Origin of the sequence: Mesorhizobium sp. L-2-11, from assembly GCF_016756595.1 — a bacterium.
Classification (GTDB): Bacteria; Pseudomonadota; Alphaproteobacteria; order Rhizobiales; family Rhizobiaceae; genus Mesorhizobium.
Genome location: NZ_AP023257.1, coordinates 11,907 through 25,903 on the forward strand (window position 1 = coordinate 11,907; position 13,997 = coordinate 25,903).

A 13,997-nucleotide genomic window follows, 5' to 3' on the forward strand; every position below is an offset into this window, starting at 1 on the left:
TCCGGCGCGCCCGTTTCAACTGTGCTGCTTCGCATCAGCTCGGAAAGCATGATGCGGACATTAAAGCTCCAAATCGCTCAGGCGGCGTCTTCTTCGCCGTCGGCCTTCTTGTCGCGGGCGATTTCCTTGCCGGTGGCCTGGTCGACGACCTTCATCGACAGGCGGACCTTGCCACGCTCATCGAAGCCCATCAGCTTGACCCAGACCTTGTCGCCTTCCTTGACGACGTCGGAGGTCTTGGCGACGCGATCATTGGCGAGCTGCGAGATGTGGACGAGGCCATCACGCGGACCGAAGAAGTTGACGAAAGCGCCGAAGTCGGCGGTCTTGACGACCGTGCCCTCGTAGATTTCGCCGACTTCCGGCTCGGCGACGATGGTGTGGATCCACTTCTTCGCCGCCTCGATCTCCTTGGCGTTGGACGAAGCGATCTTGACCGTGCCGTCGTCCTCGATGTTGATCTTGGCGCCGGTCTTTTCGACGATCTCACGGATCACCTTGCCGCCCGAGCCGATCACGTCGCGGATCTTGTCGGTCGGGATGTGCATGACCTCGATGCGCGGCGCGAATTCGCCGAGTTCGGAGCGCGCGCCGGACAGCGCATGGCCCATTTCGCCGAGGATATGCTGGCGGCCGTCCTTGGCCTGGTCCAGCGCGATCTTCATGATCTCCTCGGTGATGCCCTCGATCTTGATGTCCATCTGCAGCGAAGTGATGCCGTTGGCGGTGCCGGCAACCTTGAAGTCCATGTCGCCGAGATGGTCCTCGTCGCCGAGGATGTCGGAGAGCACGGCGAAGCGCTCGCCTTCCTTGATCAGACCCATGGCGATGCCGGCGACCGGCTTGGCCAGCGGCACGCCGGCATCCATCAGCGCCAGCGAGGTGCCGCAGACGGTGGCCATCGACGACGAGCCGTTGGACTCGGTGATCTCCGAAACGACGCGCAGCGTGTAGGGGAACTGGTCCGATGTCGGCAGCATCGGGCGGATCGCGCGCCAGGCCAGCTTGCCATGGCCGATTTCGCGGCGGCCGGGCGACCCCATGCGACCGGTTTCACCGACCGAATAGGGAGGGAAGTTGTAGTGAAGAAGGAACTTCTCCTTGTACATGCCGGTCAGCGAATCGACATACTGCTCGTCCTCGCCGGTGCCGAGCGTGGCGACGACCAGCGCCTGGGTCTCGCCGCGGGTGAACAGCGCCGAGCCGTGGGTGCGCGGCAGGACGCCGACTTCGGAGACGATCTTGCGAACCGTCTTCAGGTCGCGGCCGTCGATGCGCGAACCGGTGTCGAGGATGTTCCAGCGCACGACCTTGGCCTGGAGTTCCTTGAACACGGTGCCGATCTGCTCGGACGTATACTTGGCTTCTTCGCCTTCTGCGGGCGCGAACGCAGCCTTGACCTTCGCCTTGACGGCGTCGACGGCGGCATAGCGCTTCTGCTTGTCGGTGATCTTGTAGGCATCGCGAAGCTCGCCTTCGACGATCTTCAGCATCTCGGCTTCAAGCGCCGAATAATCCGGCGCGGTGAAGTCACGCGGGTCCTTGGCGGCGACTTCTGCCAGCTTGATGATGGCGTCGATCACCGGCTGGAAGCCGCGATGGCCGAACATGACGGCGCCGAGCATCAGATCCTCGCCGAGCTCCTTGGCTTCGGACTCGACCATCAGCACGGCGTCGGAGGTGCCGGCGACGATCAGGTCAAGCTTGGATTCCTGCATCTCGTCGACATGCGGATTGAGCACATATTCGCCGTTGATGTAGCCGACGCGGGCGCCGCCGATCGGGCCCATGAAGGGAACGCCGGACAGCGTCAAGGCCGCCGAGGTGGCGACGATCGACAGGATGTCCGGGTCGTTTTCGAGATCATGCTGGACGACGGTGACAACGATCTGCGTGTCGTTCTTGTAACCGTCAGCGAAGAGCGGGCGGATCGGACGGTCGATGAGACGGGAAACCAGCGTTTCCTTTTCGCTCGGACGGCCCTCGCGCTTGAAATAGCCGCCCGGGATCTTGCCGGCGGCATAGGTCTTTTCCTGATAGTTGACGGTCAGCGGGAAGAAATCGAGGCCGGGCTTCAGTTCCTTCATCGAAACGACGGTGGCGAGAACCTTGGTTTCGCCGTAGGTGGCGAGCACGGCGCCATCAGCCTGGCGCGCAATCTTGCCGGTTTCGAGGATGAGCGGACGGCCGCCCCATTCGATTTCCACTTTGTGGTGATTGAACATGTCTTGTCCTTCATATGCGGAAGAGGCCGCGCCGTTTCACCGTGCGCGAGTGCCCCTTTCCCCTGGCTTCGTTTCTCGGGCAGCCACGGGCAAGACAACGGGAAGCTCGGGTAAATCGGCGCGGTGCCGCGCGAGCATCCTGCAATCCTGCCCCATGACCGTCCATGGGCGGTTTCGAATGGCCCTGTGCTATCTCGAAACCGGGTCTGGCCAATCGATCCGACTGGCCTTGCGCATGACCCGAAAACCGCGGCTCTCGGAAATGCCTTGCGCAAATTCAAAGTTTCAGAGCGTCCTATATGCGCGTCCCAATCGAAGCGCGGCGCTCTACTTCCTTCATTGGAGCAACGGACTGCTCCAATGCGCGACCGGCGGGCTCTCGAAAGAACCCGCCGGTCAATTCGTCAACGGCGCAGACCGAGCTTCTCGATCAGCGTCTGATAGCGCGCGTCGTCCTTGCGCTTGAGATAATCAAGCAGGCTGCGGCGCTGGGAGACGAGAGCGAGCAGACCACGGCGGGAATGGTTATCCTTCTTGTGGTCCTTGAAATGGTCGGTCAGGTTCTTGATGCGCTCGGAAAGGATGGCCACCTGGACTTCCGGAGACCCGGTATCGCCCTTGGCGGTTGCGAATTCACCCATCAATTCCTTCTTGCGCTCGGCAGTAATCGACATCGTGTTTTTCCTTATCTGTTTGAGGAAACGGGACGCCCTCGGCCGGGATGTCGTCCAGCAGGGGCCGGTACAAGCAACGTGGCATTGCACGATGCTGCGGCGCATATAGTGCAATTCAGGCAAAAACACCAGCCCAATTCACAAGCCGGCTTTTTGCTGCACAAACGACGATTTCGGTTCGGCTAAAGCCACTTCTTCCATCGGAAGAAGGCGACAAGCCCGAGCGCGACAACGGCCATGAACACCAGCGCTGCCGGATAGCCGTATTGGGCCTTCAGCTCCGGCATGTTCCATGGCGAGGCTTCGGGATCGAAGTTCATGCCCCACACGCCAGCGAGAAAGGTAAGCGGGATGAAGATCACCGAGACGATGGTCAGATAGCTGATGACGTCGCTGGTGCGTGCCTGGCTCAGCGACAGATGCATTTCGATCAGACCGGTCAGCATGTCGCGCTGGGTTTCGACCAGTTCGATAAGCCGAAGCGAGTGATCGAGCGTGTCGTTCAGGAAGATCTTGGTCTCGGGCTTCACATAGGGCACATCGTTGCGGATCAGCGTCGCCAGTGCGTCGCGCATCGGCCAAAGCACCCCCTTCAGCACATTGGCGTCGCGCCGCAACTCGTGAAGCCGCCGCATCTGGTGCTTGTCCGCCGCGCGCAGCATCTGGTCCTCGATGCCGTCGACCAATTCGCCGGCAGTCTCGATCGGCGGGAAGTAACTGTCGACTATGGCGTCGATCAGCGCATAGGCGAGGTAGTCGGCGCCGCGTGAGCGCAGCCGGTTGGGCATCGAGCTTTCGATGCGCTTGCGTACGGGGTCGAACGGATCGCCTTCCCGCTCCTGGAAAGTGACGACGAAGTTCCTGCCGAAGAAGACCGCGATCTGCTCGTAACGATGCGCGGTGACGTCGTCGATCATCCTGACGACGACGAAGGCATGGTCCTCGAAGAAATCCACCTTTGGCCGCTGGCCGGTGTTGACGACGTCTTCCAGCGCCAGCGGATGCAGGCCGAAAATCCGGCCGATCTCCTCGATCAGCGCAGGGCTGTCCGGGGAAAGTTTTGAGTGAATCGAAATGCCACATGTGCATGCCCCGTAAAACGGGGTTTGTCCGTCTTTTCTCTGGTTGTCGAGACTCAGAAAAGGAACGGGGCATGCGCTTTGCACCTAGCATCTTCGGGCAGCTTCTTGAACCCATCGATCGGCGTCAATTCCAAGCAATTGTGGATCGCCACGACGGGGATGCGTACGACAAATCGTTCAGAAGCTGGGATCATCTGGTGGCGCTGATCTATGCCCAGTTCTGCGGCAGCAGCAGCTTGCGTGGCCTGGAAGCCGGCTGGAACGCCAACAGCCAGCATCATTATCACCTGGGCAGCGGTCCGTTGATGCGTTCGACCTTGTCGGATGCCAACAGACGGCGTCCGGTCGCCATCTTTGCCGAGGCGTTCGGTCTGGTGGCGAACCTGCTCGACAGGCAAATGCGGCGCGAGGGCGAAGCAATGCTGCGGCTGATCGACTCGACCCCCATTCCGCTCGGCAAACTGTGCGATTGGGCCAAGTCGAACGGGCGCATTCGCGGCATGAAGGTGCATGTCGTCTATGACCCGAAGACCGACTGTCCGCGCGTCCTCGACATCACCGACGCCAACGTCAACGACGCCCAGGTCGGTCGCCAGATCACGATCGAAGCTGGAGCGACCTACGTGTTCGACAAGGGCTACTGCCATTATGGCTGGTGGACGGCGATCGCCGAAGCCGGATCGATCTTCGTGACGCGGCCCAAATCCAACATGAGGCTGGCGCTGCTGCGTGATCGCCCTATAGCCGAGCCGCAGGGCGACGGCTTCCTGGTTGTGGAAGACAGTGAGGTAAGCTTGGTCAGCAAGGCTGCTTGCAAGCTGCCGATGCGGCTGCGTCGCCTGCGCGTTCAGCGCGAAACGGGCGACACCATCACGCTTTTGACCAACGATCTGGAGCGCTCTGCCGTCGAGATTGGACGGCTTTACAAAGGCCGCTGGCACATCGAGCTTCTGTTCCGATGGATCAAGCAGCACCTCAAGATCCGCAAGTTCCTCGGCAACAACGGCAATGCAATCCGCCTGCAACTCTTTGCCGCAATGATCGCCTTTGCGCTGCTGCGCATTGTCGCGCGCACCCGCCGCGTCACTATTCCTATCTTGAGGTTCACAGAACTGGTCGCTCAATACTTGTTCGGGCGGCGGAAACTGCACACCATCGATAAGCCGCCACCGGTCAATCCAAGCCGACCAAGGGACCGAGCCTCTCCCAATCAGATGGCCTTCATTTATGAATAACTTTCCCCGGACAGCCCTGCGATCAGCGGGATGTTGGCGAGGCCGGTGCAATCGAGCCAGATGACCGGCCATGCTTTGCAATGAGTATTCAGGTAGTCGATGCTGGCATTTTCGATTGTCTCGAATTTGTCGGGCGACATCAGTGTCAGTCGCAGTTCGCTGCGCCGCGCCGCCGGGTCGGCGATCAGTGTCCCCGGTGATGCGCCGACCGGCGGCCGCCGTGCTGTCACCGGCGCCCGCCTCCTGATCGTCTCGGCCTTTGCCATGTGCCCCTCGAATGTACCACTGATCGAGATTAGACGAGGGGGCTCAGCCGGCAAAGACCCGCTTCGGCTTGAACATGCCTTGCTCGATGGCGCCGATGGCGACCAGCTTGCCGCGCGCCGTGGCGCAGGCTTCCTCGGCTTCCACCGGCGCGTCGCGACCACGGATGATGACCGGGTTGCCGAGGCGGATTTTTGTTGCCGCGTCGTCGCTGATCGCGATCTGCGGCAGGCAGTCGAGCGCGGCTGACGTGTCGACCAGAAACGCGTCGATGGCATCGAAATCGACCGGCGCCGTGTCCGCTGCTGAATCCGAACCTTCATCGCCCTGTTCGCCGAAGCGAGCGGCTTCCAGCTCGGCGATGGTGACCAAGTCATCCTGCGTGAACGGCTCGACCTCGATCCGGCGCAGTTCGGCGATGTGACCGAAACAGCCGAGATCGCGGCCCATGTCGCGGGCCAGCGAGCGGACATAGGTGCCCTTGCCGCATTCGACCTCGAAAATGGTCCTGTCAGCACTGTGCTCAATCAGGTCGAGGCGGCCGATCTCGACTTCCCGCGCCGGAATGTCGACCGTCGCGCCGTCGCGAGCAAGATCATAGGCGCGCTCGCCTGCGATCTTGATGGCCGAAAATTGCGGCGGCGTCTGCATGATGACGCCGGTATATTTCGGCATCAGCAAAAGCACATCGGCTTCAGCCGGACGCTGGTCGGAGCTTTTCGACACCGGCCCTTCGAGGTCATCGGTCGAACGCTCCTCACCCCAGGCGACTGTGAAGCGGTAGACCTTGGCGCCATCCTGGACATAGGGGACGGTCTTGGTCGCTTCCCCGAGCGCGATCGGCAGCATGCCGGAAGCGAGCGGGTCGAGCGTGCCGGCATGGCCGGCCTTTTCAGCCTGGAACAGCCATTTGATCTTGGAGACAGCCTCGGTCGAGCCCATGCCGACGGGTTTGTCCAGCACCAGCCAGCCGGAGATCGGCCGACCCTTCTTCTTGCCGCGACGCGCCACTATTTTTTGTCCCTGTCGTTGTCTTTGTTCTGGTCGCCAATCTGGGCGTCTGGGCCGAGATCGCGCGCCACTTCGGGCGAGTGCAACAATTCGTTGATCTTCTGGAAATTGTCGTAGCTGGTGTCGAGCCGGAAGCGGAATTCCGGCATGTACTTCATCTGCCGGAGCGCGCCGGAAACGCGGCCGCGCACGAATTTCGCATGCTTGTTGAGCGCCTCGACCACCGCATCGGCATCGCTGGCGCCAAGCGGCGAGACGAAGGCAGTGGCGATCTTCAGATCGGGCGACATGCGCACCTCCGAGACCGAAACCACCGAATTCTCGATCAACGGATCGAGGATCTCGCCGCGTTGCAAGGTTTCCGACAGCGCATGACGCACCTGCTCGCCGACGCGAAGCATGCGCTGGGATGGACCTGACGTTGTTGAACGGGGCATTTTTCTCTATCCTGAATCGTGAGGCACGGGATGGGACCGCGCCGCACGTCTCATATGCTTTAGAGCCTGAGCCATCCCGATAAGAATCGGGAATGGATCAGGCTCTATCTTTTTGTTTGACCATGATCTTCTCCGAAACCGGATACCCTTTTCGGGATCATGGTTTAGGCGGCAGCCTTTCGACCACCGCCCGCTCTCAGTAGATGCTCGAACTCAAGTTGCTCGAAACTCAGAGCGTCCTGGTCACCATCTCGACGCGGAAGCACTCGATGACGTCGCCGACGCGCATGTCTTCGTAATTCTGGAAGGCCATGCCGCATTCCTGACCACCCGGAACCTCCGCAACTTCGTCCTTGAAGCGCTTCAGCGTCTTCAGCGTGCCTTCGTGGATGACGACGTTGTCGCGGATCAGGCGAACGCCCGCACCGCGTTCGACCTTGCCTTCGGTGACACGGCAGCCGGCGATCTTGCCGACCTTTGTGATGTCGAAGATCTCGAGGATCTCGGCATTGCCGATGAAGGTCTCGCGACGTTCCGGCGACAGCAGGCCGGACAGCGCCGCCTTCACGTCATCCACCAGGTTGTAGATGATCGAGTAGTAGCGGATCTCGATGCCTGCAGCCGCGGCCGCCGCACGCGCCTGCACATTGGCGCGAACGTTGAAGCCGATGATTGCGGCACCCGAGGTTTCCGCCAGCGACACATCGCTTTCGGTGATGCCGCCGGCGCCCGCATGAACGATGCGCGCACGCACCTCGTCAGTGCCGAGTTTGTCTAGCGCCGCGCTGATCGCCTCGATCGAACCCTGCACGTCGCCCTTGATGACCAGCGGGAATTCCTTCAGCCCGCTCGTCTGCAGTTGCGACATCATCTGTTCGAGCGAACCACGCTGGCCGGCATGCTTGGCCACCGCCTTCTCACGCGCAAGACGCTGGCGATATTCGGTGATCTCGCGGGCGCGGGCCTCGTTGTTGACGACGGCGAAGCGGTCGCCGGCCTGCGGGGTTCCCTGCAGACCGAGCACTTCCACCGGCATAGCCGGCGGCGCTTCCTTGATCTGCCCGCCGCGGTCGTTGACCAGCGCGCGCACGCGGCCCCATTCGTTGCCGGCAACGAGGATGTCGCCAGGCATCAGCGTGCCGGTCTGGACCAGCACCGTGGCGACGGGGCCGCGGCCCTTGTCGAGCTGGGCTTCGATGACGACGCCCTCGGCGGTGCGGTCCGGATTGGCCTTCAGGTCGAGGATTTCGGCCTGCAGCAGGATCGCTTCGAGCAGCTTGTCGAGATTGGTGCCCTTGGTCGCCGAAACTTCGACGTCCAGCACCTCGCCGCCCATCGACTCGACGAAGACTTCGTGGCGCAGCAGTTCCGAGCGCACCTTCTGCGGGTCGGCGTCATGCTTGTCGATCTTGTTGATCGCCACAATGATCGGAACGCCGGCCGCCTTGGCATGGCTGATCGATTCGATCGTCTGCGGCATCACGCTGTCGTCGGCCGCCACTACGAGGATAGCGATGTCGGTCGCCTGAGCGCCACGGGCGCGCATCGCCGTGAAGGCGGCGTGACCGGGCGTGTCGATGAAGGTGATCTTGTGACCGTTCTTCTCGACCTGATAGGCGCCGATATGCTGGGTGATGCCGCCGGCTTCGCCGGATACGACATTGGCATTGCGGATGGCGTCGAGCAGCGACGTCTTGCCATGGTCGACATGGCCCATGATGGTCACCACCGGCGGACGCGGCTCGAGATCTTCGGGGCGATCGGCGATGTTGAAGAGGCCTTCCTCGATGTCGGACTCAGCGACGCGGCGAACCGTGTGGCCGAATTCGGTAGCGACCAGTTCGGCCGTGTCGGCGTCGATGACGTCGCCCGGCTTCAGGATCTGGCCCTGTTTCATGAAGAACTTGACCACGTCGACCGCGCGCTCGGACATGCGCTGCGCCAGTTCCTGGATGGTGATGGTTTCGGGCAATATCACTTCGCGCATGACTTTCTCGCGCGGTTCGTTATGCAGCGCGCGCTTGAATTTCTCCTGGCGCCGACGCATCGACGACAGCGAACGCGCCCGCGCATCCTCATCGGAAAGCGCGGTATTCAGCGTCAGCTTGCCACGGCGGCGATCTTCCTCGCCCTTGGTCGGCTTGGCCGGACGCGCCACTTCGGGCGTGACCGGGCGGCGCACCGGCGCTCCGGCACCGGTCCGCTTTGGCTTGACGTCCTCGTCCTCGACTGTCGCCAGTTCGGCGGCCAGCGGCGCGCGGCGGCGCGCTTCTTCCTCGGCACGCCGGCGGGACTCGGCCTCGGCCTGCAGCCGGGCTTCTTCCTCGGCCTGGCGGCGCGCGGATTCTTCGCGCTCGCGGCGGCGGCGCTCTTCATCCTCGGCGCGGCGCTTGGCCTCTTCGATGGCGCGCTGGCGATCTTCGACATCGCGCACCTTCGAACCCTCAAGAGCCCGGCGGCGCGCTTCCATCTCATTGCGCGACAATTCGTTCAGCACCATGCCGCCGCGTTCTACCGGCGGCGAAGGCGGCGGCGCCTTGGGCGCTTCCTGCACAACCGGCGCTGCCGCGACCGGCTGCTTCGGCGTGAAGACGGACACAGGAGCCGCGGCCGGCTCCGGCTTGTCACCGGGCAGCGAGAACTTGCGCTTCTTGGTCTCGACCACGACCGCCTTGGTGCGGCCATGCGAGAAGCTCTGGCGCACAGTGCCCTGTTCCGTACCGGGGCGCTTCAGCGTCAAGGTCTTCTTCGGCGTAACACTCAGCGTCTTGTCGTCGCCCGATTTCGTATCGCTCATTCCATATCCTCTGCGGCATCATCTTCGTCAGCAACAGCCGCAAGCATTGCCAGATCGTCCGGGGAACCGCCCCGATACCGGTCGAGCGCAACCACGCGCTTCTGGACCGCCCTGCCCGCGTCTCCCGCGAGAACGGCAGCATGTATCACATTTGTACCCCCCAATGCCAAGCTCAACTCGGCCTCGGAGAAAAGTTTGTAGGCAGGGATAGCGGGGCCGCCGAGGTGGACGGTTGCCCGTCGCGCCTGGCTGATCTTGCGGACGCCGTCATCTGACGCCTCGGTCGCATGCAACACGAAAAGCGCCAACCCACCACGCACCGCGCTCTCGACCTTGGTGGCGCCGAGCGCGATCGCGCCTGCCTTGCGGGCAAGACCGAGCATGCCCAGAGCGTATCTGGAAAGCAGCCCGTCGACCATGCCGCCGAGATCGGTCGGCACGGTCACTTGCGCCTTGAAAGCGCGAGCGAACAGATTTTTCGCTGCCGCCTTGTCGATATGTAGGCGGTCGGCAGTCACCCAGCAACCGCGTCCGGGCAGGTTTTTCCTGATATCCGGAACGACGGCGGAATCCGGACCGACGACAAAACGGATCAGTTCATCCGGTTCGGCCTGTTTGCGCGTGACGATGCAAGTGCGATCGTTCATCTCGTCCAAGGGCGGCTTGTGTGCGATGCGGTTTCACCTCACGCACCAACGGCTTCGTCAGCCGGCACGTCTTCGGCTGCAAGCTCGTCTTCGGTGATCCAGCCGGCCTTGAGGCGGGCAGCCAGAACCATCTGCTCGGCATCGGCCCGCGACACGCCGTGATTGGCGAGCACCCCCGGGAATACCTTCGTCTCGCCGTCCTTGCGTTCCTTCCAGCCGGTCAGATCATCGGCCGCATAGCCGGCGAAATCCTCGATCGTCTTCACGCCGTCCTCGCCGAGCGTCACCATCATGGCGGTGGTCACGCCTGGAATCTCACGCAACTCGTCCTTGACGCCCAGCGCCTTGCGCTTCTCGTCATGCTCGGCTTCGATCTTCTCCAGATATTCGCGGGCACGGGCCTGGATTTCCGAGGCGGTGTCCTCGTCGAAGCCGTCGATCGACGCGATCTCGTCAGCATCGACATAGGCGACTTCCTCGACACTGGTGAAGCCTTCGGAGGCGAGCACCTGGCCGACCATCTCGTCGACGTTGAGCGCATCCATGAACAGAGCCGAGCGTTCGACGAACTCCTTCTGGCGGCGCTCGCTCTCTTCCTGCTCGGTCAGGATGTCGATATCCCAGCCGGTGAGCTGCGAGGCGAGCCGGACGTTCTGGCCGCGGCGGCCGATGGCCAGCGACAGCTGGTCGTCCGGCACCACGACCTCGATGCGCTCGGCGTCCTCGTCGAGCACGACCTTGGCGACTTCCGCCGGCTGCAGCGCGTTGACGATGAAGGAAGCGGCCGAAGGCGACCACGGAATGATGTCGATCTTCTCGCCCTGCAATTCGCCGACCACCGCCTGAACGCGGCTGCCGCGCATGCCTACGCAGGCGCCGACCGGATCGATGGAACTGTCACGCGAGATGACGGCGATCTTGGCGCGCGAACCTGGATCGCGGGCGACCGACTTGATCTCGATAATGCCGTCGTAGATTTCCGGCACTTCCATGGTGAACAGCTTGGCCATGAACTGCGGATGGGTGCGCGACAGGAATATCTGCGGACCGCGCTGCTCGCGGCGCACGTCATAGACATAGGCGCGGACGCGATCGCCATATTTGTAATTTTCGCGCGGGATCAGCTCGTCGCGACGGATGATCGCCTCACCGCGGCCGAGATCGACAATGACATTGCCATATTCGACGCGTTTGACAGTACCGTTGACGATCTCGCCGATGCGGTCCTTGTACTCGTCGTATTGGCGGTCACGCTCGGCCTCGCGCACCTTCTGCACGATGACCTGCTTGGCCGACTGGGCGGCGATGCGGCCGAAATCCATCGGCGGCAGCTGTTCGGCAATGAAGTCGCCGAGCTGCGCGTCGGGATTGCGCTCGCGCGCCGAGGATATGGCGATCTGCGTCGCATAGTCATCGACCTTCTCGACCACTTCCATCAGCCGCTGCAGCTTCATCTCGCCGGTATTCGGATTGATGTCGGCACGGATGTTGGTTTCCTGGCCATAGCGCGAGCGCGCCGCCTTCTGGATCGCATCGGCCATGGCGGCGATGACGATCGACTTGTCGATCGACTTCTCACGCGCGACCGCATCGGCGATCTGCAGCAGTTCCAGCCTGTTTGCGCTTACAACCATCTTTTTTCTCCCGAGCTTGTTGCCGAGCCTTTGCGCCCGGCAGCCCAATCACATTTCTTGTTCGGTTTCATCTTCCGCGCCCGCTTCTACGCCCGCTTCAACGCCCTCTGGCGCGTCTTCGGGCTCGCCGCGGCGCTTCTTGGCTTCCTTGCGCGCCCTGTTGTCCTTCGACAGCGCGTCGCGGATAAGGTCGTCGGTCAGGATCAGCCGTGCTTCGGCAATCGCATCGTAGGGCACACGCACCGTCGGCTGTTCGCCATAGGCCGCCTTGTCGCGCTCAATCAGCACGCCGTCCGCGTCGATCTCGGCGATCTTGCCCTTGAAGCGCTTGCGGTCGGCGACGAGGACCGAGGTTTCCATCTTCACCAGATGACCCGTCCAGGTCGCGAAATCCGACTTGCGGACCAGCGGCCGGTCGATTCCCGGCGACGACACTTCGAGATGATACGCCTTTTCGATCGGATCATCGACATCGAGCGCCGGCGACACCGCCCGGCTGACCTCTTCGCAATCCTCGACGGTCATGGTGCCGTCCTCGCGTTCGGCCATGATCTGCAGCGTCAGCCCGTTCTGGCCCGTCAGATGCACCCTGACAAGGCGGAAGCCGATGGCACGCAGCACCGGCTGCACGATCAGCGCGATGCGCGCATCGATGCCGCTTTCGCGGATGATGCGGTCGTCGCTGTCGGGTACCGTTGCCGTCATTCTATTCCTGTCGCTTCATCGGCGGCCGGAAGGTAACAAAAAAGAGCGGGACCGGGTGGACCCACTCTTCGCCATACCGACCAAGAATTTGAGCCTGATATAGACGATCGCGGCCGTCGTTTCAAGTCCGCATGCGGTCCGTGTGGCAAGCAGATGAGTTGCCCGTATGCAGGTGGGGCGAAACTGTCGGGGGCGGCAGCGTTGCACAGGGTGCATGGCGGCCATGCGCCAACGTCCCTGTGATATCAGGCAGTACGCGCCTATCTATGTTGCGTTGCACAAAATCAATCACGCATTGCAACAGGCGAAAGGGCATAATCATGACCAACCGCAAGGTCTTCTCGGCCATCGGCGATTTCTTCACCGTATTCGGCAGCGCCGTCGCCGCTTCGCACGCCGTCGAAGCCGGCCGCACGCCGCGCGCACGCGATCTGCGCAATCTCGGCATGGATCCGGCTGCCTTCAACAAGATCGGCCGCTTCTAAGACCGGCAACGCGGGGGCGAGGACATCTCTGGTCCTCGTCGACGGCAAGCGCGCTAGGCGCGCTTTGAATAGGACTATCTTCGGACGAAGGTGAGATAGGCCGGCCGGCGGCCTTCGCGAATGGCCTTAGCCTCGTAGCGGGTACCCGGCCAGCCCGCATAGGGCCGCTGCCAGTCGGCTGCCTCTTCAGCCTGCCACGCAAACGCATCATGTGCCCGGCAGTGCAGCAGCGTCCAGTTCACATAGCTATCGATATCGGACGCAAAGCGGAATGTTCCGCCTGACTTCAGGACGCGCGCGAAACGGTCGAGATTGACCGGACTGACGAAGCGGCGCTTCCAGTGTTTCTTTTTCGGCCAGGGATCGGGATAGAGAAGGTCGATGCCGTCGAGCGAGGCTTGCGGGAGCCAGTCGAGCAGGCGCGTGGCGTCGTCGTCATAGACCCGAAGATTGGCAAGCGGCCGTTCCCGGACCGCCATCATCATCTTGGCCATGCCGTTGACGAAAGGCTCGACGCCGACAAAACCGCTCTCAGGAGCCGCCGTCGCCCGATGCAGCAGGTGCTCGCCGCCGCCGAAGCCAATTTCGAGATGAATGGCGCCGACGTCGGCTTCGAACAGGCTGCGCAAGTCGGCCGGCGGTGCGGCCGCCAGATCGAGCCGATAGGTGCTGAAGCCGCTTTCCAGTGCCGCCGCCTGCTGCGGACGGATGGTCTTGCCGCGCCGGCGACCGAAAAATGCCTCGGTCGCACGGCTTGGCCGGCCTTTCGGATCCATGTCTTTCGGATCCATATCTTCCGAA

Annotated in this window: 13 protein-coding genes; 2 read left to right on the forward strand and 11 right to left on the reverse strand. The window is 62.4% G+C overall.

The genetic code is table 11. The features are described 5' to 3' along the window. Nucleotides 1–77: 77 nt before the first annotated feature. The 3 genes from pnp to corA all read right to left on the reverse strand — a co-directional run bounded on the left by pnp (nt 78) and on the right by corA (nt 4,065). Entirely contained in the window at nt 78–2,225 is a 2,148-nt protein-coding gene (gene pnp, locus JG739_RS00060) for a polyribonucleotide nucleotidyltransferase (protein ID WP_202364716.1), read from the reverse strand. A 404-nt stretch (nt 2,226–2,629) separates the two neighbouring features. Beyond that, nucleotides 2,630–3,004 (reverse strand): 30S ribosomal protein S15, encoded by a 375-nt coding sequence (rpsO, locus tag JG739_RS00065; RefSeq protein WP_274609416.1) that lies wholly within the window; start codon nt 3,002–3,004, stop codon nt 2,630–2,632. A gap of 77 nt (nt 3,005–3,081) precedes the next feature. Further along, nucleotides 3,082–4,065, reverse strand: coding sequence for a magnesium/cobalt transporter CorA (gene corA, locus JG739_RS00070; protein ID WP_244749653.1), 984 nt, complete (start codon nt 4,063–4,065; stop codon nt 3,082–3,084). Here corA and JG739_RS00075 point away from each other — a divergent pair. Beyond that, nucleotides 4,053–5,216, forward strand: a complete 1,164-nt coding sequence (locus tag JG739_RS00075) for an IS4 family transposase (protein WP_199202850.1) — start codon at nt 4,053–4,055, stop codon at nt 5,214–5,216. The two genes, corA and JG739_RS00075, sit on opposite strands and share 13 nt — an antisense overlap. On the opposite strand, the gene JG739_RS00080 is transcribed toward JG739_RS00075, so the two are convergent. From JG739_RS00080 to rimP, 7 genes are all read right to left on the reverse strand, one after another. Then, nucleotides 5,207–5,482: a hypothetical protein gene (locus tag JG739_RS00080; RefSeq protein ID WP_244749654.1), complete on the reverse strand. Its 276-nt coding sequence runs from the start codon at nt 5,480–5,482 to the stop codon at nt 5,207–5,209. The two genes, JG739_RS00075 and JG739_RS00080, sit on opposite strands and share 10 nt — an antisense overlap. A gap of 43 nt (nt 5,483–5,525) precedes the next feature. Continuing rightward, nucleotides 5,526–6,491: a tRNA pseudouridine(55) synthase TruB gene (gene truB / locus JG739_RS00085; RefSeq protein WP_202364717.1), complete on the reverse strand. Its 966-nt coding sequence runs from the start codon at nt 6,489–6,491 to the stop codon at nt 5,526–5,528. Beyond that, nucleotides 6,491–6,928, reverse strand: coding sequence for a 30S ribosome-binding factor RbfA (rbfA, locus tag JG739_RS00090; RefSeq protein WP_202364718.1), 438 nt, complete (start codon nt 6,926–6,928; stop codon nt 6,491–6,493). Before rbfA ends, truB begins: the two co-directional genes overlap by 1 nt. Nucleotides 6,929–7,157: 229 nt before the next feature. After that, the gene (gene infB / locus JG739_RS00095) at nt 7,158–9,725 is read right to left on the reverse strand and encodes a translation initiation factor IF-2 (RefSeq protein WP_202364719.1); all 2,568 of its coding nucleotides are present in this window, start codon (nt 9,723–9,725) and stop codon (nt 7,158–7,160) included. Further along, complete coding sequence (locus JG739_RS00100; protein WP_202364720.1) at nt 9,722–10,372, reverse strand: RNA-binding protein; 651 nt, start codon at nt 10,370–10,372, stop codon at nt 9,722–9,724. Before JG739_RS00100 ends, infB begins: the two co-directional genes overlap by 4 nt. A gap of 38 nt (nt 10,373–10,410) precedes the next feature. Next, entirely contained in the window at nt 10,411–12,006 is a 1,596-nt protein-coding gene (nusA, locus tag JG739_RS00105) for a transcription termination factor NusA (protein ID WP_023802116.1), read from the reverse strand. A 48-nt stretch (nt 12,007–12,054) separates the two neighbouring features. Beyond that, nucleotides 12,055–12,711 (reverse strand): ribosome maturation factor RimP, encoded by a 657-nt coding sequence (gene rimP / locus JG739_RS00110; protein WP_202364721.1) that lies wholly within the window; start codon nt 12,709–12,711, stop codon nt 12,055–12,057. A 320-nt stretch (nt 12,712–13,031) separates the two neighbouring features. Here rimP and JG739_RS00115 point away from each other — a divergent pair, with 320 nt between their 5' ends. Beyond that, nucleotides 13,032–13,196: a hypothetical protein gene (locus JG739_RS00115; RefSeq protein ID WP_202364722.1), complete on the forward strand. Its 165-nt coding sequence runs from the start codon at nt 13,032–13,034 to the stop codon at nt 13,194–13,196. Between the two features lie 74 nt (nt 13,197–13,270). On the opposite strand, the gene trmB is transcribed toward JG739_RS00115, so the two are convergent. After that, on the reverse strand, nt 13,271–13,972 hold the full coding sequence (trmB, locus tag JG739_RS00120) for a tRNA (guanine(46)-N(7))-methyltransferase TrmB (RefSeq protein WP_202364723.1): 702 nt from the start codon (nt 13,970–13,972) through the stop codon (nt 13,271–13,273). Nucleotides 13,973–13,997: the final 25 nt, after the last annotated feature.